Origin of the sequence: Streptomyces sp. NPDC004542 (genome assembly GCF_040610035.1) — a bacterium.
Lineage (GTDB): Bacteria > Actinomycetota > Actinomycetes > Streptomycetales > Streptomycetaceae > Streptomyces.
Genome location: NZ_JBEXLP010000034.1, coordinates 25607 through 46114, shown reverse-complemented (window position 1 = coordinate 46114; position 20508 = coordinate 25607). Strand labels below are relative to the sequence as shown.

Annotated in this window: 20 protein-coding genes and 1 pseudogene; 10 read left to right on the top strand and 11 right to left on the bottom strand. The window is 72.1% G+C overall.

The features are described from left to right. Positions 1-424: 424 nt before the first annotated feature. Both ABZX30_RS20170 and ABZX30_RS20165 read left to right on the top strand, forming a co-directional pair. The gene (locus ABZX30_RS20170; RefSeq protein WP_355935180.1) at positions 425-598 is read left to right on the top strand and encodes a hypothetical protein; all 174 of its coding nucleotides are present in this window, start codon (positions 425-427) and stop codon (positions 596-598) included. Positions 599-672: 74 nt separating this feature from the next. After that, positions 673-1179 carry a DUF6584 family protein gene (locus tag ABZX30_RS20165; protein ID WP_355935178.1) on the top strand — a complete coding sequence of 169 codons (507 nt, stop codon included), beginning with the start codon at positions 673-675 and terminating at the stop codon, positions 1177-1179. A gap of 33 nt (positions 1180-1212) precedes the next feature. Here ABZX30_RS20165 and ABZX30_RS20160 read toward each other — a convergent pair whose 3' ends face one another. The 3 genes from ABZX30_RS20160 to ABZX30_RS20150 all read right to left on the bottom strand — a co-directional run bounded on the left by ABZX30_RS20160 (position 1213) and on the right by ABZX30_RS20150 (position 4361). After that, positions 1213-2106 (bottom strand): fructosamine kinase family protein, encoded by an 894-nt coding sequence (locus tag ABZX30_RS20160; RefSeq protein ID WP_355935176.1) that lies wholly within the window; start codon positions 2104-2106, stop codon positions 1213-1215. Between the two features lie 368 nt (positions 2107-2474). After that, a complete protein-coding gene (locus ABZX30_RS20155) occupies positions 2475-3503 on the bottom strand; it encodes a S66 peptidase family protein (protein WP_355935175.1) in 1029 nt (342 codons plus the stop codon). 198 nt (positions 3504-3701) lie between these two features. Beyond that, positions 3702-4361, bottom strand: a complete 660-nt coding sequence (locus tag ABZX30_RS20150; protein WP_355935173.1) for a TetR/AcrR family transcriptional regulator — start codon at positions 4359-4361, stop codon at positions 3702-3704. A 73-nt stretch (positions 4362-4434) separates the two neighbouring features. On the opposite strand from ABZX30_RS20150, the gene ABZX30_RS20145 reads away from it, so the two are divergent. From ABZX30_RS20145 to ABZX30_RS20125, 5 genes and pseudogenes are all read left to right on the top strand, one after another. Then, positions 4435-5553 (top strand): serine hydrolase domain-containing protein, encoded by a 1119-nt coding sequence (locus ABZX30_RS20145; RefSeq protein WP_355935171.1) that lies wholly within the window; start codon positions 4435-4437, stop codon positions 5551-5553. Positions 5554-6504: 951 nt separating this feature from the next. Then, positions 6505-7260 (top strand): annotated as a pseudogene (locus ABZX30_RS20140) (glycosyl hydrolase family 5); the annotation flags it as partial. A gap of 89 nt (positions 7261-7349) precedes the next feature. Next, positions 7350-8432 (top strand): SGNH/GDSL hydrolase family protein, encoded by a 1083-nt coding sequence (locus tag ABZX30_RS20135; protein ID WP_355935209.1) that lies wholly within the window; start codon positions 7350-7352, stop codon positions 8430-8432. Between the two features lie 67 nt (positions 8433-8499). After that, the gene (locus ABZX30_RS20130; protein WP_355935169.1) at positions 8500-8745 is read left to right on the top strand and encodes a hypothetical protein; all 246 of its coding nucleotides are present in this window, start codon (positions 8500-8502) and stop codon (positions 8743-8745) included. Between the two features lie 185 nt (positions 8746-8930). Further along, positions 8931-10709 carry a copper resistance protein CopC gene (locus tag ABZX30_RS20125; protein WP_355935168.1) on the top strand — a complete coding sequence of 593 codons (1779 nt, stop codon included), beginning with the start codon at positions 8931-8933 and terminating at the stop codon, positions 10707-10709. A 16-nt stretch (positions 10710-10725) separates the two neighbouring features. Here ABZX30_RS20125 and ABZX30_RS20120 read toward each other — a convergent pair whose 3' ends face one another. The 4 genes from ABZX30_RS20120 to ABZX30_RS20105 all read right to left on the bottom strand — a co-directional run bounded on the left by ABZX30_RS20120 (position 10726) and on the right by ABZX30_RS20105 (position 13786). Further along, positions 10726-11400, bottom strand: coding sequence for a hypothetical protein (locus tag ABZX30_RS20120; RefSeq protein ID WP_355935167.1), 675 nt, complete (start codon positions 11398-11400; stop codon positions 10726-10728). Positions 11401-11583: 183 nt separating this feature from the next. Further along, complete coding sequence (locus ABZX30_RS20115) at positions 11584-12408, bottom strand: class I SAM-dependent methyltransferase (RefSeq protein ID WP_355935165.1); 825 nt, start codon at positions 12406-12408, stop codon at positions 11584-11586. Then, positions 12405-13064 carry a DUF2064 domain-containing protein gene (locus ABZX30_RS20110; RefSeq protein ID WP_355935164.1) on the bottom strand — a complete coding sequence of 220 codons (660 nt, stop codon included), beginning with the start codon at positions 13062-13064 and terminating at the stop codon, positions 12405-12407. Before ABZX30_RS20110 ends, ABZX30_RS20115 begins: the two co-directional genes overlap by 4 nt. Beyond that, the gene (locus tag ABZX30_RS20105; RefSeq protein ID WP_355935162.1) at positions 13061-13786 is read right to left on the bottom strand and encodes a glycosyltransferase family 2 protein; all 726 of its coding nucleotides are present in this window, start codon (positions 13784-13786) and stop codon (positions 13061-13063) included. The genes ABZX30_RS20110 and ABZX30_RS20105 overlap by 4 nt, the downstream gene beginning before the upstream one ends. Positions 13787-13925: 139 nt before the next feature. Between ABZX30_RS20105 and ABZX30_RS20100 the strand changes: the two genes are divergently transcribed. Both ABZX30_RS20100 and ABZX30_RS20095 read left to right on the top strand, forming a co-directional pair. Further along, complete coding sequence (locus ABZX30_RS20100) at positions 13926-14648, top strand: response regulator transcription factor (RefSeq protein ID WP_355935160.1); 723 nt, start codon at positions 13926-13928, stop codon at positions 14646-14648. Continuing rightward, entirely contained in the window at positions 14638-15750 is a 1113-nt protein-coding gene (locus ABZX30_RS20095) for a HAMP domain-containing sensor histidine kinase (protein WP_355935158.1), read from the top strand. The genes ABZX30_RS20100 and ABZX30_RS20095 overlap by 11 nt, the downstream gene beginning before the upstream one ends. Positions 15751-15765: 15 nt before the next feature. On the opposite strand, the gene ABZX30_RS20090 is transcribed toward ABZX30_RS20095, so the two are convergent. The 4 genes from ABZX30_RS20090 to ABZX30_RS20075 all read right to left on the bottom strand — a co-directional run bounded on the left by ABZX30_RS20090 (position 15766) and on the right by ABZX30_RS20075 (position 18935). Further along, on the bottom strand, positions 15766-16818 hold the full coding sequence (locus tag ABZX30_RS20090) for an NAD-dependent epimerase/dehydratase family protein (protein WP_355935156.1): 1053 nt from the start codon (positions 16816-16818) through the stop codon (positions 15766-15768). A 53-nt stretch (positions 16819-16871) separates the two neighbouring features. Next, on the bottom strand, positions 16872-17282 hold the full coding sequence (locus ABZX30_RS20085) for a hypothetical protein (RefSeq protein ID WP_355935154.1): 411 nt from the start codon (positions 17280-17282) through the stop codon (positions 16872-16874). A 100-nt stretch (positions 17283-17382) separates the two neighbouring features. Then, positions 17383-17793, bottom strand: a complete 411-nt coding sequence (locus tag ABZX30_RS20080) for a hypothetical protein (RefSeq protein WP_355935152.1) — start codon at positions 17791-17793, stop codon at positions 17383-17385. Further along, on the bottom strand, positions 17790-18935 hold the full coding sequence (locus ABZX30_RS20075; protein ID WP_355935151.1) for a molybdopterin-dependent oxidoreductase: 1146 nt from the start codon (positions 18933-18935) through the stop codon (positions 17790-17792). The genes ABZX30_RS20080 and ABZX30_RS20075 overlap by 4 nt, the downstream gene beginning before the upstream one ends. A gap of 177 nt (positions 18936-19112) precedes the next feature. Between ABZX30_RS20075 and ABZX30_RS20070 the strand changes: the two genes are divergently transcribed. Next, positions 19113-20471, top strand: coding sequence for a hypothetical protein (locus ABZX30_RS20070; RefSeq protein WP_355935149.1), 1359 nt, complete (start codon positions 19113-19115; stop codon positions 20469-20471). Positions 20472-20508: the final 37 nt, after the last annotated feature.

Below are 20508 nucleotides of genomic sequence, written 5' to 3'. Positions count from 1 at the left end.
TCGGAACGCCACGCCCAAGACATCGCCGACGCACTCCACTTCGGGAACGCCGGCGTCCGCTGCAAGCATGGACACCAAATGGACATTTGCGCTGTGACTTAGACAACTCGGGCGGGAATTGGGGGGTGTGACACATCGCACACCACAGAAACGGTTGCCCCCGGAGGGGGCTCCGCAAAGCTCACCTGACAGGTCGTCAGCCCTGAGGCGGCCGTCCGGGAGGGCGCGGTTCCCGTCCGTCCTCCCGAAGCGTGCGGCAGTGCGAAGCCGGCGCGCAGCCGGTCCGCCCGGTACAGGACTCCGCTCAGGCGGCCCGCGCAGGCTCCACCAGGAGTTCCCCGTCCTCGTCCGCCGCTGCCGGCGGGCCCGACGCCTGTGGTCCGGTAGGTCGCCCTGGTCAGGCGGCGGGCCACCCTCTCGACTCGTGCTCGCCGAAGAAGTCAGCCTGGACCGCACCGTCGTGACCTGCCTGCTCGACGATCCCGAGGCCAACGGGCTCATCACCCGAAGCGACATCAGCCAACGGGACGAGGAGCAGCTGCGCTCACTGCTCTCCCGCCCGGCCCGGACCGCCCAGCGCGGATCGATCGCCCCCTGACGAGGCGGCCTGCTGAAAGGCAGTCATCGAAAACCAGGTCGACGGCGGCCACCGCGGCACCCGATCATGCGTTCATGCCTCTGGAAGACACCCTTGCCCGAGTCGACGCGGACCTGGCTGCCGGCCGGGTTCCCGTCGCGCGCCAGCGCCTGCGTGGGCTGGTGTCGTCCTTTCCGGACGACCTGGTGCTGCGTCGGCGCCTGGCCGAGGTGTACCGCCTGTACGGAGAGCCTGCGGAAGCGGGCCGCTGGATGTACCTCGAACAGGACCGGGACGCAGCGGAGACCTCCGCGTTCGAGGCGAGGTACCCCACAGCTCCGCAGCGCATGCGGGCACTTGCCTGGCAGGGCCCGGAGTCGCTTGCCCGGACGGCCTGTGCCAGGGAGCAACTCGCAGCAGTACGGGAAGCCTGCTCCGCTGCCATGGGACGCCCCGTCGGCTGGGACACGCCGGCGTCGGACGAGAAGGCGGCCGGCGACAAAAGCCCCTTCGCCGACTTCCTGGCGGGAGCCGGATGTCTGGTGGCGGTCCTTGCGTTCCTCGCCGTCTGGGTGAACGGACTTGTCGCCCTCTTCGACTGACTCAGCCGCCGCCGTGGCAGATCCGGCGGCCGTCTACCCGGACCGGGTCCGCCCGGCGCTGCGCCGGAACGGTGCGATGATCTTCCGTACCGCCGCGGCGGCACCCCAGTCGTCGTCGCCATGGGCGATGATGCTGAGGAGCTCGCGCAGATGGAGGAGAGGCATCCGTTCCTCCCAGCCGTCCTGGACTCCGGCGGCCTCCTGGTAGGCGGCGAAGAACCGGTCGCCGGCGGGCGGCCGCGGCGAGCACCACAGCATGCTGAGGTCGACCTCCGGCCAGGTGTAGGACACGGCGGGGTCGATGAGAACCGGGGCGCCCTGATCGGTGGCGACGATGTTCTCCCGCCACAGGTCACCGTGGGTCAGGCAGGCAGGCCGGGGCGGTACGAGTTCGGGCAGGGCTGCGCACAGCCGCTCCAGTGCTCGGCGCTCCTCGCGGTCGAACGCGGCCTCGACCAGCGGTTCCGGTAGCCAGCGCAGGATGCGCCGTTCGGCGAAGAACGTGTGGCCGTCCGTCTCCCAGGCGTTCTCCTGCCGCATACGGCCCAGCCAGCCGTCGCGGTGCCAGCCGAACCGGTCGGTGACGGTGGACATGTGCAGCGCGGCGACCATGCGAGCGAGCTGCTCCCAGAAGCTCGCGTCGTCGCGACGCGGCCTCATCCTTTCGAGTACGAGCAGCCGCGGAGACGCACACAGTACGTCCGGGGTGTTCACCCCTCCCTGGCTGCGGAGTTCCGCCAAGCCCGTGGACTCGACGGCGAATATGTCGGACTCCGGCCCCAAAAGGGTCTTCGCGAAGACCTCGGTACCGTCCTGAAGAGTGATCAGGCCCGCTACGGCGACCACTCCGCCGGTGGCCGCCTCCACCTCTTCAGCGGCGAAACCCGCTTCCCGGAGCCGCTCGGCAAGTATCTCCTCCTGTGGCATTCGACCAGGAAACCACGGCTGTGGTGGTGACTGATAGACACCACAGAGCCCGAAGTCACCGGGGGACGGCACCCGTCAGGCAGGGTGCCACGCCCGGTCAATGCGGGCGTACTCGGCCGAGCCGGCGTGCTGCCCTGGGCCTGGCGGAACCTCGGTCGGCAGCGGCCGTGGAAAGGACCGGCCCGCGTTGGGGCGGGTCCTCGGGCGTCGAGCCCAGCAGCCCGACGGCCTCGGGGCGAGCACATCCGGATCACCGAGGTTCGTCTGCAGCAGACGTCGGCATGATCGACCCACTCGCCCCCGCGACCGAACACCCGCACCTGGTCCATGACTTCGACGACGAAGGCAGCGAGCCCCGCGACATCAGGTCAGCTCAGCGTCTGGGTGAGCTCGCTTCGACTCGCTGAGTGGACGATGCGGCCATGGGCGCCGTTGACGATCGGCATGTAGGGCGGGACGTGGCCGCACTCGACGTCGGCGATGATCGGCAGGTTCAGGGAGCCGAGAGCGTCCAGGACGGCTGCGCGCTGGCTGAGGGAACTGCTGTCCGGTGCGCTGGTCCGGCCGACGATAATCGCGTTCGCGCGGTCGAAGAATCCGGCGAGCCTCATGCCATGCAGGTTTCGGCAGATGGTGAAGGCATCGTGTTCGGCTGCCTCCACATAGACGAGGAGCCCCTCCGGGGACTCGTCGCGGGCGAAAGTCGTGACATCCAGGTAGCGCGTCCCCGCGAGATTGCACAGCATCTCGATGCAGCCGCCGATCAGCCTGCCCTCAGCCTCCACGGCGCCACCGCCGTCGAGCCGGATCCAGGTGCCCTGCGCATCGAGCATGTACTCGCGAACATCGGGCAGTGCGGCGAAGTCGTCGAAGCCTGTGCTCCGGTGGCGGCCGGGCGACCTCTGGGTGAACGTGTGGCCCGAGGGGGCGGCGACGATGTCGAGCCACGACAGCAGTCCCTCGGGCGCTCGGTAGGGCGTTTCCATGAGGTTGCTGCCGTGGAGAGTCGCCGTGCCGGTGAGCAGGGTCAGCGGTGTGATGAGGGTAGAGATGTCGGAGAACCCGACGAACCAGGTCGGCTCCGCCTCGCGCAGCCGCTCCCAGTCGAGCAGCGGGATCAGGTCGATCGCGGTCTCTCCGCCCCACGGCGGCACGACGGCCCTGATCGTGGGATCCACCAGCATCGACATCAGCTCGCTCGCGCGCTCGGCACCCGAGGCGCTGACGTGCCCGAAACCATCCATACACTGCCCGACGACAACCTCGTACCCGCGCGCTTGCACATCACGCACGGCACCATGCAACCGCTCACGCAGCTCCATCTCGACTCCGCTCGACGGAGCAGTCACACCGACCCGGTCACCGGGGCGCAAGGGGCGCGGGTATCGAACTGCCATGCGCCGGATCCTGGCACGGCAGCCTGCCGGGACGACAGCGAGTTTGCGGCTTCGAGCGGGGCGTCTGCCGGGACAGCACAGCTAGAAGCGTCCTGAAGATCTTGAAATCGCGCCCGGCTTGCACCGGTTCACGGCGATTGACATTTACCGGCAATCCAGAGCAAGCCGGGCGACTGGAGCAAGATCTTCATCGGGCTTCTAGCTCGGGCCGATGGCCGCCTCGATGTGGTCGAGTTGGGCGGCGAGGAGCTCTTCGAATGCGGCACGGCGGTCTGCCCCGAGGGGGCGGACGTCACGGGCGAAGTGGGCCAGGGCGGGGAAGCGTTCGGGGTCGGCGCCCAGTACCGCGACCCGGAACAGCTCCATTCCCTGTTCGTACTCCGTGGGAGTGATGGTGCTGACCTCGGCCTCGGAGGCGATCAGTGCGGCGATGAGGACCGCGATCCGGTGGTAGCGCGCCGGGACCTCCTCATCGGGCAGTCCGGACACTCGCAGGGCCTGCAGCACCTCTTCCATGACCAGCCGCGAACCGGTGCCGCCTGACGCATAGCGTCCCCAGACCGCGGCGAGCTGGGGCTGCCGGCCGAAGGCCTCCCTCACACGCAGGGCCAGGGCGGTGATGCGCCGCTTCCAGTCACCCTCGGGCCGGTAGCCGTCCATGGCGGCCACGAGGATCCGGTCGGCGACCGCCCGCAGCAGTTCCGTCTTGCTGCGGAAATGCCGGTAGAGGCTGGAGGAGTCCGTGCCGAGGGTCGCGGCCAGCTTGCGCACGCTGAACGAATCGGCATCGCTCGTGCGCAGCAGCTCGGCCGCCGCATCCAGGATCTCCTCGGTCGACCAGCGCCTTCTGTCTGCCATCCCGCTCCTCTCGCCGATTCTCAGCCTAACCTATGCACTTGGTGTTGCACGCACCGCGTGCATAATGGGTGCCATGAGGAACCCACTGGATCCCGCGAAGCTGAACGCCGCCGTCGAAAACGTCCACCGCGCCGGGATGCCGGGCCTGTTCGCCGAGGTACGTGACGGCGACCAGGTCTGGCGCGGTGCCGCCGGGGTCGCAGACCTCGCCACCGGTCGCCCGGTCACGGCCGACATGCGGCACCGTGTCGGCAGCATCACCAAGACCTTCACCGCCGCCGCGGTGCTGCAGCAGGTCGAGGGTGGCCTGATCGGTCTCGACACCGCGATCGGCCGGTACCTCCCGAGGCTGGTTCCCGGAGAACGCGGTGCCGCGATCACGGTCCGGATGCTGCTCAACCACACCAGCGGACTCGCCGAGTACCTCCCCCGCGCCTATCCCTCCCTCACGGCGCTCCCCGTCCTCGCGGACACCGGGCCGCAGAGCCTGGACGACAACCGGCTCACGCGGTTCCACCCCACCGAACTGATCGAGATGGGGGTCACCGCACCTGCCGTCGGCGTCCCGGGCGGCGCTCCGGGGGTGTACTCCAACACCAACTACCTGCTCCTCGGCGCGCTTCTGGAGCAGGTGACGGGAGCCGCAGCCGAGCAGTGCATCACCCGGAACGTCATCGAGCGCGCCGGGCTCCGGCACACCGAACTCCCCACCGGACCGTACGTCACCGGGCCGCACTCACAGATGTACGAGGCGTGGTTCGGCATGATCGACCCGCCGCGCGACTACAGCGTCTATGACATGTCATGGGTGGGGCCGGCGGCCGCACTGATATCGACCGTCACGGACCTCAACCGTTTCTTCGGCCTGCTGCTGGCCGGTGAGATCGTCAGCCCGTCGTCGCTGGCGCAGATGCGGCGCACCGTACCCGTCGTCTCCCAAGAAGGAAGGGTGATCGAGTACGGCCTCGGGCTGCACCCGATGGAGGCTCCCGGCCAGACGGCCTTCTGGGGGCATGGCGGCATGGTCTGGGGCGCTGGAGCGCTGGCCATGACCCGCGCCGACGGCAAGCGGCAGATGGCCGTCGCGGTGAACCTGCAGAGGCCGAACAAGCTCGACTCCGCGGGCAAGCCGCAGCCCCACCCCATCGACGACGCGCTCGAGGCCCTCTACCGCACGGCGATGCACGGCTGACGGGACCGCGGGGGTCGCCTTCTCCGGGCGGCGGGCATGCCGGGACGGGAGGCCGAGGTGGCGGCACTCCCTGCCGGCACGAGCGGACGTGGACACGGCGTCTGCGGCCGCCGCACCGCCGCCACCCGGCTCCGCTCGGCTCGGCTCGGCCGGGACTTCACACACGGGCCGACAGCACCGGAGCGCAGGTTCACACGGTGCCCGGCCGGCGAGAAGGATCGCCCCGGACGGCTCAGTGCCGGCCTGGGGTGCGGTGCCGCACGAAGCTGATGGGGGCGAACCCCTCGCCCGCGCGTGGCGCCCGGGTCCAGGACCGCGTGGTAAAGGTGCTCAGCCTGCCTTGGGTCAGGGCGAAGCACGGCAGCGAGAGCCCGAGTTCGTTGTGCAGGGCCTCCAGCACACGCCGCTCACCGTCCGGTTCAGTGGGCCCCGGACGGAAGAGCCGTGCGGGGTCCAAGGGGGCGGGTACCGCGCCGGAGCGCTCGGTCTCCGTGCCCCGTGCGGTGAACGAGAAGAGCTGCGCGGAGCCAGCAGATGGCGGAGCTGGTTCAGCAGGACAACGCTCTGTGGCCGCCCGGGGCGCCGAGGCGTTGCACGCGCTGGTGATCCGCCGGTCACCGACGCGGCACCGGCGTGGCACGGGCCGAGCGGCCACCCGCCGACGGCGGCCTCGGCTCGGTTGCGGCCCAGGCCGGTGCCGCGCACCGGGTCCTGCTTCGAGCCGTTGCTCCGCCGGCGGGGACGCCCGTCCGGGGACCGGGCCGACGCGCGTGCCCAGCTCTCCCCTCGGACGGTGGGAGCAGGCCGCCGCTCCCGGCAGGCGCGCCGAGAAGCGGCGCGCCGCGGGGCAATCCTGCCGCACGTCTTGCCTCCGCCCGTCCGGCGCCCTACATTCCGGAAAACTGCTGGGAGCGCTCCCATCGCGCTTCCCGTCGTCAAGGAGGAACCCCCATGATCACTCGAACAAGGCCGGTGACGCTGGCGCTGCTGACCGTGCTGGCATCCCTGTGCGGCCTGCTGTCCGTGGCGTTACCCGCCCACGCGGACACCACCCTGTGCGACCAGTACGCCTCCACCACCATCCAGGGCCGCTACGTGGTGCAGAACAACCGCTGGGGCACGAGCGCGACCCAGTGCATCAACGTCACCGGCAGCGGCTTCACCATCACCCGGGCGGACGGCTCCGTGCCGACGAACGGCGGCCCCAAGTCCTACCCGTCGGTCTACTACGGCTGCCACTACACGAACTGCTCGCCGGGAACCAACCTGCCCAAGCAGCTCAGTTCGATCGGCAGCGTACCCACCAGCACGTCCTTCACCTACGCCGGCGGCGCCGTCTTCGACGCCTCGTACGACGTCTGGCTGGACCCGACGCCCAAGACCAACGGAGTGAACCAGACCGAGATCATGATCTGGTACAACAAGGTCGGCTCCATCCAGCCCGTCGGCTCCCAGGTCGGCACCGCCAGCGTCGGCGGGATGTCCTGGCAGGTGTGGACCGGCTGGAACGGCACGAACAACGTGATCTCGTTCGTGTCGTCCTCCTCGCTCTCGAGCTGGAGCTTCAACCTCATGGACTTCGTCACTCAGACGATCAACCGTGGCCTGGCCACCCGCTCCTGGTACCTGACCAGCATCCAGGCCGGTTTCGAGCCGTGGTCGGGAGGGACGGGTCTGGCGGTGAACTCGTTCTCGGCTTCCGTGAATTGACATGCGAATGTCTTAATCTCGCCGTCCGATCACCCCCACCGAAGGATGGTCACGTGCACCCGCCTCACCGTCTGTCGAGAAGGACCCTGGTGACGGCTGCCGCGGCAGGTGTGATCGCCGCCGTCGCCACGCCCGCGCGGGCGTCCGGCACACAGACCCGGTTCCACACAGCGGGCCGCGTCGAAAGAAGCTCGGACGGATCGGTGCGGTACACCTGGCCGGGCGTCTCTTTCGAAGGCCGGTTCCGCGGTACCGGCGTAGGCATCGTCCTGGACGACCCGTACAACGACTACGACGTCCAGATCGACGGACACCACGCCACCACACTGGTCATCCCCGGCCGGACCACCTCGTGGATCACCGGGCTGCCCGACACGGAACACGGCGTTCGACTCGTCAAACGCACGGAGAGCCCATGGGCCGCCGGCCGCTTCGGCGGATTCGTCGCCGCGCCCGGGGGAACGATCCTGCCCGGCCCCCGGGCGCGCGGCAGACAGATCGAGTTCATCGGCGACTCGTACACGGCCGGCTACGGCAACGTCTCCGGCACCCGCGACTGTTCGGCCATCGGAGGTGTCGACCGGAACAGCAACGCCGACCTGAGTTTCGGTGCTCTCACCGCCCGGGACCTCGGCGCCGACTACCAGATCAACGCCTACTCCGGCCGGGGCATGGTGCGCAACTACGACGGCACCGGCCCCGGCACCGACTTCCGCACCTACTACGACCGAGGCCTGCAGAACGTCGACGGTGACGTCTGGCGCGATCCGGGCACCTGGCGGCCACAGGTCGTCGTGATCGGCCTGGGCATCAACGACTTCTCCACCCCTCTGCACGCCGGCGAGCCGTGGAGGTCGGCGGACGAACTCGTCGACGCCTACACGGCCGCCTACCACGGCTTCCTCGACAAGCTGCGGCACAGGTACGGCCCCGGGACGTTCCTGGTGGTCAGCGCCACCAACCTCGGCAACACCACCGCGTTCGCCCGATCCGCCCAGCACATCGTCGAAGAGCGCAACCGCCAGGGCGACGAACGGGTGCGCTACTGGTACTACGACGACCCCCGCCTCGATCACCTCGGCTGTGACTGGCATCCCTCCGCCGGCGATCACCGCGTGATCTCCGGTCTGCTCCTCGACTACCTCACCGGCCTGCCGCTGCGCTGGTGACACATGGTGCATGGTGCACAATCGGGTAGGCGTGCTGGAGGGAAAGAGCGTCCCACGGAGGTGGACCATGTCCGCTCGACACATCCAGCGCGCCTACTCGTTCGTGTGCCTCGACTGCGGACACGGATGGGAGAGCACGTATGACAGAGACATCACCGTTGATCAGTACGGGCGGATGGCCGCCGCTTACCGTCTCGGCGGCAGTGGCGTGTCCTCTCCGCTGCAGTCGCCCCACTGCCCGGCGTGCGAGAGCCGCACGATCCGCATCATGCGCCCGGGGCGCGTCGCGGGAGCGCACCTGTACGAGCGGTGAGCGGCGGCCGGAGGCGGGGGCAGGGGAGGCCTGACCGAAGCCCCGTTCGTTGCACAGAACAAAATATGTGCCTTCGCAGCCCGTCCGGGTGAGCACGGCGTGCAGTGCGTCCGTACCTTTCGGTGACGCAGGAACCGACCCGGAAGACGCGAGTGGTGCGACGACACGTGAACGACCGCAGGCACATGACCGGCTCGCTCCTGGCGGTGGTCGCCGTGCTTGTCGGCACCCTTCTCGCAGGTGCGGCACCCGCCTCGGCGCACGCGGTGCTGACCGGCAGCGACCCGCGCGACGGAAGTGTGGTGACCACCGCGCCGAGACAGGTCACGGCGACGTTCGACGAGTCGGTCGCGCTCGTCGGGGACTCCCTGCGGGTGCTCGACCCCGACGGCCGTCCGGTCACGGCGGGCGGTCCACAGCATGCGCAGGGGCGGGGCAACACCGCCCGGGTACGGTTGACGAGCGGTCTGGGACAGGGCACGTACACCGTGTCCTGGCGGGTGGTCTCGGCCGACAGCCACGCCGTGTCCGGCGCCTTCACCTTCTCCGTCGGCAAGCCGTCCTCGACCCGGGCCACGGCCGGTTCCGGACCGGCCGTGGATCCGGCCGTCCAAGCGTTGTACGGCGTCGGCCGCTATGTCGCCTACGGCGCTCTGGCTCTGCTGATCGGCGTCGCCGTGTTCGTCCTGGCCTGCTGGCGCTCGGCCACGGCCGTGCGGGTGGTACGACGGCCGTTCGTGATCGGATGGTGGGCGCTCGTGGTGTCCACGGTTGCGCTGGTGCTGTTGCGCGGGCCGTACGACAGCGGCGACGGACCGGGCGGGGTGCTCGACGTGGGGTTGCTGCGGCGGGTGGTGGACAGCCGGCCGGGGATCGCCCTGCTGATCCGGCTGTTCCTGCTGCTGGTGGCGGCCGCGCTGGTGCGACGCCGGCTTCCGGTGCCGAAGCCCTCTCGGCGTGTCGTCGCAGCCGGCGGGGTGCTCTGCCTCGGCCTGGCCGTGACCTGGGTCGCGGCCGAGCACGCCGCCGCCGGCATCCAGGTCCCCGTGGCCATGGTCTCCTCCGTGCTGCACCTGCTGGCCGTGGGGGTGTGGCTGGGCGGCCTGACCGCGCTGCTGGTCGCCCTGTACCGGGCGCCGGCCGAGGACCCGCTGCCGCCCGCCGCCGTCGCCCGCTTCTCGCGTATCGCCCTGACCTCGGTGGCCGTACTGACCGTCACCGGCGTCTACCAGTCCTGGCGCGGGCTCGGCTCCTGGGAGGCGTTCTCCACCCCCTACGGCAGGATCCTCGCCCTCAAGCTCTGGGCGGTGACGCTGATGCTGCTGGCGGCGTCGTACTCGCGGCGCTGGACGGCCCGGCTGCCGCAGGTGAAGACGGAGCGACGGGTGACGGTGACGGTGGGCGCCGACGAGGCTCCCGCTCCCTCCCCCGTCGGCGTGAGCGAGGCGCCGGGGTCCGGTCCCGAGGTGCCCCGGCGCGGGCTGCGGCGATCCGTGCTGGCCGAGGTGACGATCGGCGCGCTGGTCCTCGTGCTCACGACCGTCCTGACCGGTACCCGGACGGGGCGGGCCGCCGAGGAGGCCGCCGCCACGGCGACCAGGGTGCCCGGACAGCCCGACATCTCACTGACCCTGATTCCGTACGACACCGGCAAGGACACCCTCTCCGGACGCGGCAAGGTCCAGGTGACCCTCGAGCCGGGCCGGGTGGGCCGGAACGTGGTCGAGGCCCTGGTCTACGGCGCCGACGACAGCCCCGTCTCCGTCCCCGAGCTGCGCCTGACCTTCACCCACGAGGGCCGGCGGATCGGCCCGCTGGACGCACGGCTCGCCGACGAACGCGGTTACTGGGGAAGCGACACGCTCAACCTGCCGCTCTCGGGGACCTGGACGATGAAGGCCACCGTCCGTGTCTCCGACATCGACCAGGTCACCGTGTCGAAGACCGTGACGATCGGGCGATGAGCGGCGTCCCGTCGGCCTAGGGCCGCCGCGGTCGGGGTGAGCCGGCGTCTGAGGGCTCCGCGGACGGACCGGAAAGCCGGTAGGAGCGGACGACGGCACTGAGGCTCGCGACGACGAGGGCGGCAGCCCACGGGGCCAGATCGCGCCCCGGCACGCCGGCTCCCGTCTCCACCCCGCGCGGGGGTACCCGTCCTTCGGGGTCGTGGACGACGGCGAGCGCGTCTCCGGGCCGAGTCGTCCGCCCGCAGCCGCGCCAGATGCGCACCTTGAGCGGTACGCCGTCGGCGTCCACCACCGAGCACAGGTACCGGGCTTTCCCGCCCTCGGCCGCCGGGCCGTCCGCGACCGACGTCACCACCACGGACCGCACCTGCCCGCGTTCCGCGAGCACCACGCCGGCGGCGGCCTGCGGAGCCTGGAGCGCGAGATGGGCACCGAGCAGCGCGGCGATGCCGACCAGCGCGCGTCCGGCACCGACGAGGCAGAGATACAGGGTGAGGGCCGCGACGCACACCAGGCCCGCCGCGCCGTCGGCCAGCGAAGGCCTGCCCGTCCAGGCACCGAAGAGCGTCGTACCGACGATCGCCACGGCACCGAGGGCCCCCACGAGGAGCCCCTCCCCCACCAGCCACCAGGGCGGCAGCCCGACGAACTCCGCGGGCCCCCACACCGCTGTGCGCAGGTGCGCCATGAGGGGGAGCTGAGCCGGAGACGAGGGCCGATACCATCGGCGCACCGGTATCACCCCGTCTCCTCCCTCCGTCCGCCGGACGGCGCCCGACCGCGCACACCCGTTTCACTTGCATTATGCAATATTTGCCGGGATTCGCAGAAGGGGGCCCGGCGTCCGCGAGCGAACGGCACGCTGTCGCCCTCAACGGTGGGCGCCCGTTCGTGCCGCGCCGCTGTCCGCGCCGGCGCACCGCGGCTCCGCGCGGCGGAGTTCCACGAAGGGGCGTCCGTCCACCGTCCACCGGCCCGTCAGGACCCAGCCGACGGTGTCGGCCGCGTACAGCAACGCCGTGGGGCCCAGGCGAGCCCAGGGGAAGGGCCGGCCGTACCGGCCCCGGGCGTCCTCGATGCGCGCGGTGAAGCGCTCGTCCACGTCCTGCGGCGCCGCCTCGGCCAGCAGACACCCACCGGGCACGACCAGTTCGCGCATGCGGCCGAGCAGGGCGACCGGGTCACCGCCGATGCCCACGTTCCCGTCCATCAGCAAGGCGGTGCTCCAGCGGCCCTCGCCCGGCAGGCGGTCGTACGCCGACCTGCATACGGCGGCACCGCCCTGGCGGCGGGTCCGGGCGACGGCGGCCGGGCTGACGTCCACGCCCAGAGCCGGTACCCCGAGCAGGGCCAGCGCGGCCACCAGACGTCCCGGCCCGCAGCCGACATCCAGCACCGGGCCCGTACAGCGGCGCAGCACGCTCGTGTCACCGGCATCCGGAGGGGCACACCATCGCTCCACGTCCAGGGGCAGCGGCGGCTCCTGCACGGGGGTGTCCGGCAGACGGCGCAGAAACAGGGGGCCGCCGCCGGTGCGGACCGCGTCGGCGTAGGGATCGTCGGTCCACGCCTCCCCGGGCTCCGCGGGCGGGATCCGGTCGAGGCGCGTCGCCCGGATCCGCGGCCGAGGCGCTGTCGCGGTCGGCTGCGCGGGCTCGGTCACCGCGGGCTCGGTACCGGTTGCCGTTCCGCTCATCGCGCGGCCTGCGTGTACGCGGCCAGCGTGGCGGCGAAGCGGGAGCCGGGCGGACAGCAGGCGGCGACCGTGGCGGCGTCGGCCGCGGTGTCCACGTCGCGCAGGGTCGGGAGGTCCCGCACGAGCAGTCCGGCGTCCGCGAGGCGGCGCCGCTGGATCGGGCCCGTACGGTCCGTCGACATCGGCACCCCGCGGACCAGGTCCCCGGCCCGTGCCGGGTCGGCGAAGCCCAGCGCCCAGAAGCCGCCGTCGGCGGCCGGGCCGAACCAGGCGTCCGCGCCGTCCCGGGCGGCCGCGATGAGGAGACCCGGGGTCAGCTGCGGGGTGTCCATCCCCACCAGGAGCGCCGGACCGTCGTCGCAGTGGGCGAACGCGGCCGCGATCCGCTCGTCCAGGCCGCCCTCGGCCTGGGGTACGACCTCGAAGCCGGACGGCAGCCAGGGACCTGGGGCCCCGTCGAGGACGAGCACTCGGCGCCGTACGGGCACCTGGAGCACCGTGTGCAGGGTGTCGGTGAGGGCCGCCTCGGCCAGGGTGGCCGCCTCCCGCGGCAGGTACGGCGGGGTGAGCCGGGTCTTGACCCGTCCGGGCACGGGCTCCTTGGCGATCACCAGCAGCGTCGTCCAGGGCGGCGTCGTCCGTGGCAGCGCGGTCACCGGCCGCCTCCCGGAGCGCTCACGACCCCGGCCATGGGGGTGCGCTGCTCGTCGAGTACGGCACGCATGTCGCGTACCGCCTGCCAGGCGCCCCGCCAGGTGCCGGTGACCTTCGACCGGCCGGTGCGCGGGTGGTAGGGCACGTCCGTCTCCCGCACGCGCCAGCCGGCGTCGGCCGCGCGGACCACCATCTGCAGCGGGTAGCCGGAGCGCCGGTCGGTCAGGCCGAGGGCGAGCAGCGCCTCGCGGCGCGCCGCGCGCATGGGTCCGAGGTCGTGCAGGCGCAGGCCGGTGCGCCTGCGGATCAGCCGGGCCAGTTCCAGGTTGGCCAGTCTGGCGTGCGGCGGCCAGGCGGTGGGGGTGGTGGGCCGCCTGCGGCCCAGCACGAGGTCGGCGGAGCCGTCGAGGACGGGCGCCGCCAGGCCGGGCAGCAGGGCGGGGTCCAGGGAGGCGTCGCAGTCGCAGAAGCAGACGACCTCGGCGGTGGCGGCGGTCAGGCCTGCGTGGCAGGCGGCGCCGAACCCACGGCGTGGCTCGTGCACCACGTGGGCGCCCAGCTCGCGGGCGATGTCCGCCGAGCCGTCGGTGGAGCCGTTGTCGACCACGATCGCGCGCCAGCCCGGCGGGATCCGTCGCAGTACCCAGGGCAGGGCCTGGGCCTCGTCCAGGCACGGCAGCACCACGTCGGCCCGGGCAGGGGAGGAGGGGGAAGTCTCGGTCACCCCGTTCACCTTAGGAATCCGAAAGGGGCATAAGGGATTCGGGGACCTTACGGATCGCTGACGTCCGCAGTCCTTACGGATCGCTGACGTTCGCTGCCCGTACCGGTGACACCCGAGCGCCGGTGCGAGACTCGCAGGTGTGAAACGTGTACTCGTCGTGGACGACGATCCGACCGTCTCCGAGGTCGTCGCCGGATACCTGGGCCGGGCGGGCTTCGCCGTCGATGTGGCCGCCGACGGCCCCAGCGCCGTGGCCGTGGCGACCGCTCAGCCTCCGGATCTGGTGGTGCTGGACCTGATGCTGCCCGGCATGGACGGGCTGGAGGTCTGCCGCCGCATCCGCGAGACCGGCCCGCTGCCCGTGATCATGCTGACCGCCCGCGGAGACGAGGAGGACCGCGTCCTCGGCCTCGAGGTGGGCGCGGACGACTACGTCACCAAGCCCTTCAGCCCCCGGGAACTGGTTCTCCGGGTGGAGTCGGTGCTGCGCCGTGCGGGAACGGTGGCGGCCGCGGTGCGGACCGTACCGGCCTCGGCGGCGCTGCGGACGGGACCGCTCGCGCTGGACCCCAGGGCCCGCCGCGCGACCCGCCGCGGTGAGGAACTCGCCCTGACGACGCGGGAGTTCGACCTGCTGGAGTTCTTTCTCCGCAACCCCGGGCGGGCCACGAGCCGGGAGGAGCTGATGCGCCGCGTGTGGGGCTGGGAGTTCGGCGACCTGTCCACCGTCACCGTCCACGTGCGGCGGCTGCGCGAGAAGATCGAGGACGACCCGGCACGGCCGCGGCTGATCGGCACCGTGTGGGGCGTGGGTTACCGCTTCGACGGACCCGGCACGGAGGGAGCGGACGGTGCTGCGTGACACCTTCCTGATCGTCCTGTACGCGGCGATCGGCGCCGCCGGCGCCGGGCTGCTCGGTACCGGAGCCCTGAGGCTGCTGCGCAACCGGTCGGTCACCCTGTCACTGGCCGTGGTCGCCGCCGTCACGGTCGCGGCGATGCTCGCCGGAACGATGCTGGTGTCATGGGCGATGCTGCTCTCCGACCACGACCTGTGGGTCGTGACCACGGTCTGTTCCATCGCGGCCGTCGTCTCGCTGGTGGTGGCACTCGTCCTGGGCCGCAGCGTCGTCAGGGGCAGCCGCGCCCTGGCCGAGGCCACCCGCGCCCTCGGGGACGACGGGACGTTCACTCCGCCCCCGGGTGCCCCGACGGCCGAACTCGCGGAACTGAGCCGGGAGCTGGCGGTCACCAGCGCCAAGCTCGCCACGTCGCGGGAGCGGGAGAGGGCCCTGGAGGAGTCCCGACGAGAGCTGGTCGCGTGGATCTCCCACGACCTGCGCACCCCGCTGGCCGGGCTGCAGGCGATGACGGAGGCCCTGGAAGACGGCATGGTCGCCGATCCCCGTGTCTACCACGCCCGGATCCGGACCGAGGTGGGACGACTCGGCGAGATGGTCAGCGACCTCTTCGAACTCTCCCGCATCCAGGCCGGCGTCCTCGCCCTGAACACCGCCCGGATGTCGGTGTACGACCTCGTCGGCGACGCCATCGCCGGAGCGTACGCGCTGGCCAGGGAGCAGGGCGTACGCCTGGTCGGGGACGGGGTGGAGTCCGTCCCCGTCGAGGTCGACGGCCGGGAGATGTCCCGCGTCCTGGCCAACCTGCTCGTCAACGCCATCCACCGCACGCCCACCGACGGCACGGTCGCCGTCTCCGCCCGCCGGGACGCCGACAGCGTCGTGCTGTCGGTGACCGACGGGTGCGGCGGTATTCCTCCCGAGGATCTGCCCCGCGTCTTCGACACCGGCTGGCGCGGCACCGACGCCCGGACCCCGCCCGCCGGAGCGGGCCTCGGTCTGGCCATCGTGCGCGGCATCGTCGAGGCGCATCGCGGCCACGCCGCGGTCCGCAACGTCCCGGGCGGCTGCCGCTTCGAGGTCCGCCTGCCGGCGGCCGCCTGAGCCCCGTTCCCGGCGTCAGCCGGCCCGCAAGGGTGCCACCGCGAATTCGGTCATCCCTTCCGTGAAGGAGACCTCCGGCTTCCAGCCCGCCTCCTCGCGCAGCCTGCGCGAGGAGGCGGTGATGTGACGGACGTCGCCCAGGCGGTAGTCGCCCGTGACGACCGGGGGCGGTCCACCGTGGGCGAAGGCCAGGGCGGCGGCCATCTCCCCCACCGTGTGGGGCTCTCCACTGCCGACGTTGTACGCCCGCAGGCCGCCCTCCGGCAGTCGGGGCAAGCCGTCCAGCGCCACCCGGTTCGCCCCGGCGACGTCACGGACATGGACGAAGTCCCGCCGTTGGCCGCCGTCCTCGAACACCCGCGGCGCCTCACCGCGCTCCAGTGCGGACCTGAAGAGCGAGGCGACGCCCGCATAGGGGGTGTCGCGGGGCATCCCGGGCCCGTACACGTTGTGGTACCGCAGTGCCGCCACCCGCCCGCCGGTCGCCCGCGCCCAGGCCGCGGCCAGATGCTCCTGGGCGAGCTTGGTCGCCGCGTAGACGTTGCGCGGGTCGGCCGGCGCCTCCTCGTCGACCAGGCCCGCGGCGAGCGGCGCACCGCAATGCGGGCAGGGAGGTTCGAAGCGCCCGGACTCCAGTTCCGTCACCCGGCGCGGCCCCGGCCTGACGGCGCCGTGGCGTGCGCACGCGTAGCGGCCCTCGCCGTAGACCACCATGGAACTCGCCAGCACCAGGCCCCGGACGCCGGATTCCGCCATGCCGGCCAGCAGCACGGCCGTGCCCAGGTCGTTGCAGCCCACGTAGTCGGGGGCGTCGGCGAAGTCCTTGCCGAGCCCGACCATCGCGGCCTGATGGCAGACGGCGTCCACGCCCCTGAGGGCGTCCGCGACCGCCTCCGCGTCGCGGACGTCGGCGTGCCGCCAGTCGACGCCCTCGGGAATCCGCGGGGCGGTGCGGTGCGCCGCGGGCAGGAGCGCGTCGAGCACGCGCACCTCGTGGCCTGCGGCGGTGAGAGCGGAGGCGATGTGCGAGCCGATGAAACCCGCGCCCCCGGTGACCAGGATCAACATGCCTCCGACCGTACGGCCGCTCGGGCGTCGCGGGAGCTCCGGGTGACCGGACGTCAGGACTTCGTAAGCGTTCGGCCGGCCGGCCGGGCCGGCCGCGCGTCGCCGCCGCCGCGGGACGCCGCCAGGGTCGGCGGTGCGAAACCCACGGCGAATCCCAGCATGGTGAAGACGCCCCGGGGCCAGAAGATGTGGCTGTCCAGGAAGGACCAGCACGCCCGCAGCACCACCACGGCGCCGGGCAGCACCCGGGCTCCGTGGCGCCGCAGCAGCACCACGCAGGTGGCGGCCGCGGCCGCCGTCAGGGCGTGGACCCCGGCCCGGCCCAGTTCGTCACCGGCCGCGAACAGGTCCCCGACCACCCCGTGCACACCCAGGCCGTCCACGGTTCCGGCGGATATGCCGGCCACCGCGTCCAGCCCGGAGCAGTACGCGGCATACCCCAGGCACCCGGCCCACGCGAGCACGGTGAGAACACCGTCCGCATCACGCCACCGTAGGAACCCGCCAGGTCGGACACCGGCTTTCCCGGCTACGCGTAAGGCACCCGTAAGGAGAGGACGTCGCTCACGAGGGTGGGCGGCGCCGCATGCGGCGCACCCCCCGTGCGGTCACCAGCACAGCCGTGGCCGTCGCGGCGGCCACCAGCGCGAGCAGCCAGTCGCGCGGATAGTCCAGCGGCAGCACCGAAGGGTTGCCGCGCGGTCCGGGCCGCAGCAGGGGCGGCAGGGCGACCACCGTCAGCGCCCCCGCGACCAGCAGGGCCCCGCGCACCGGCCCGCGTACGCCGCCCCGCGGCAGCACCAGCCCGACGAGCAGCACGAGCGGTGCGACCAGCACGTCGTGCAGCACCACCGCTCCGCCCAGCCACACCAGCACGTCCGTCAGGTCCCGCACACCGAGCAGCAGGGACACACCCATACCGAGCAGGGCCGCCCCGGCCGCGCCCGTCACGGCCCGCAGAACGCTGATCCTCATGACAGCGCCTCCAGCCGGCCGACCCACTTGGTCTGGAGCACGCCCGGCCGGTTCGGGGCGATCAGACGTACCGGGTAGCCGTGGTCCGGCGTGAGTTCCTCACCGTTCAGTCGCAGCGCGAGCAGCGTCAGGGGGTCGCGGGCGTGCTCGTGGCCCATCTCCGAGACCCGGTAGCCGCCCCGGGTCTGCAACGAGACCACCCGCACCCGGGCGTGTGCGGGGGCGCCCGCCCGGTCCAGCAGGTCCGCGACCCGCACGCCCGTCCAGTGCGCCGACTTGCTCCACCCCTCCACGCAGGCGATGGGCAGCTCGACCTCGTGCTGCGGCAGGGCGCGCAGTTCGTCGAGGGTCAGGGTGCAGGGACGTGGTCCGGAGACCGTCAGGCGGTAGCGCCCGTCGTGGATCGCGCCCACCCCGGCCGCGGCGGCCGTCCGGTTGACCGGCAGACCCTGCGGGCCGTGGTCCGGATGGCGCGGTGCGAGCAGGGTGAGGTCCTTCAGCGGGGTGAAGGACTGGCCGACCGTGGTCACGGTGACCGCGCCGACCGCCGCGGCCACCGCGGTGAGCAGCGAGCGCCGGTCGGGCCCGTCCTCGGCCGGCAGGGCGAGCGTGCCCGGCGACCGCCGGCTCCAGTGGTCCCGGATCCGCGGTGCCTTCACCGCGAGGTGCAGCATCAGTGATCCGGCGAGCAGCCAGGCCACGGCATGGTGCACCGGGACGAACGAGAACAGCCACGGGTACCACTGGGCGGTGTTGAGCAGACCGGTGGCCACTTCGAAGACGGACGCCGCCACCAGGAGGGCCACCGACAGCCGTTCCAGCCCATGGAGCACCGAGCGCACCGGGGGCCACTCGAACAGCCGCGGGTAGACCGTCCACAGCTTGGCCAGCAGCAGGGGAACCGCCGCGATCCCGGAGGCCACGTGCAGCCCCTGGGTGAAGCGGTAGCCCCACACCGGCCGGCTCGGCAGTCCGTTGGCCGCCCACTCCGGGGGATGCTGCGTGTAGTGACTGACCAGCCCGGTGACGAAGCACACCGCGAAGGCGAGCCCCAGCCACCGCCCGATCGAGGTCGCCGTGCGGGCGTCGTGCAGCCTGCCCTTGAACACGGGCGGGAAGAAGCGCGATCTCATGACGTCCATCCCACCGACGCGAAGCCCGCCATGGAATGCCCCAGCCCCTTACGGAACACGGACGTCCTGCGACGCCGCCCCGTGCGCCAAGGCGCAGGCCGGAGTACTGGTCGAATTGCTTACGATCCGCTGACGCCCGCACCGCGCACCACGGCATCCGCCCTGTGGGGGACCTAGCGTTCCGGTGTGAGACGCATCCTCTCCCGTGACCTGTACGCCACTACGGCCGCCGCCCTGCTCGTCGTGACGGCGGTGCTCGTCGGCCGCCATGTCGAGCGCACCCACCACACGCTGCGCGTCGACTGGCCGCCCGTACTCGGCTCCTGGGGACCGCACACAGGTCCTGGGACCCCAGCGGCCCTGCTGGTGGCAGCGGCCGCGGTGGCGTACGGGCCCGCTGTGGCAGCCCGTCTGCGCTGGCGTGCGCTGCTCGTGACCGCCTGGGCCGCCTCCTCGGCCTGGATCTGGTCGCTGGCGCTGGTCGACGGGTGGCACACGGGCGTCGCCGTACGCCTCACCACCCGCTACGAGTACCTGCGGGTCATCGACCGCTTCCACGACGTCCCGGCGGCACTGCGGGACTTCACGCACCACATCCTGCTCCACTCCCCCGGCCACTGGCCGGCGCACGTCGCGGGACATCCGCCCGGCGCCACCCTGTCCTTCGTCCTCCTGGACCGGATCGGGCTGCGCGGTGGTGGCTGGGCGGGAGCCTGGTGCATCACCGTCGGCGCCACGGCGGGCGTGGCCGTGCTGATCGCCGTCCGGGCGCTCGCCACCGAACAGTCGGCACGGCGGGCGGCCCCGTTCCTGGTACTGGCACCGGCCGCGGTGTGGATGGGTACCTCGGCCGACGCGTACTTCGCCGCCGTCGCCGCGTGGGCCGTCGCCCTGCTGTCCCTGGCGGTCACCGGCGGATCGGCCTGGTGGGCCGCGGCTTCCGGGTTGCTGTTCGGTCTCACCTGCTACCTCTCCTACGGTCTGGTCCTCTTCGCCTTCTTGGCCGCGACCGTGCTGCTGCTCGGCCGTCACCGGATACGGGAGCGCCCGCTCCTGCTGGTGCCGCTCGCTGCCGGACTCGCCGTGGTACCGGTCGTGTTCACCCTCGCCGGCTTCGACTGGTGGGAGGCCTACCGCCTGCTGGTGACGCGCTACTACCAGGGGGCGGGCGGCATCAGGCCCTACAGCTACTGGGTGTGGGCGAACCTCGCCTGCGCCGTGCTCATCACCGGTCTCCCCGTCGCGGCCGGCCTGGCGCGCGCGGGCGGCGTACTGAGCGGGCGGCGCCGGGACGCCCTCACCCGGCCGGGGACCCTCCCGGCCGCCGCGGAAGCACGCCTCGCCCTCGTGGTGGCCACCGCCCTGGTCTCGCTGCTGATCGCCGATCTGTCCGGTATGAGCAAGGCGGAGAGCGAACGCATCTGGCTGCCGTTCGCGATGTGGCTGCTGCCCGCCTGCGCGTTCCTCCCCCGCCCCCGCGCCTGGCTGGCCGCCCAGGCCGTGCTGGCCCTGCTGGTCAACCACTTGCTGCGCACCGGGTGGTGACCCGTCGGTGGAAGTCTTGAGACACGTTTTACGCGAC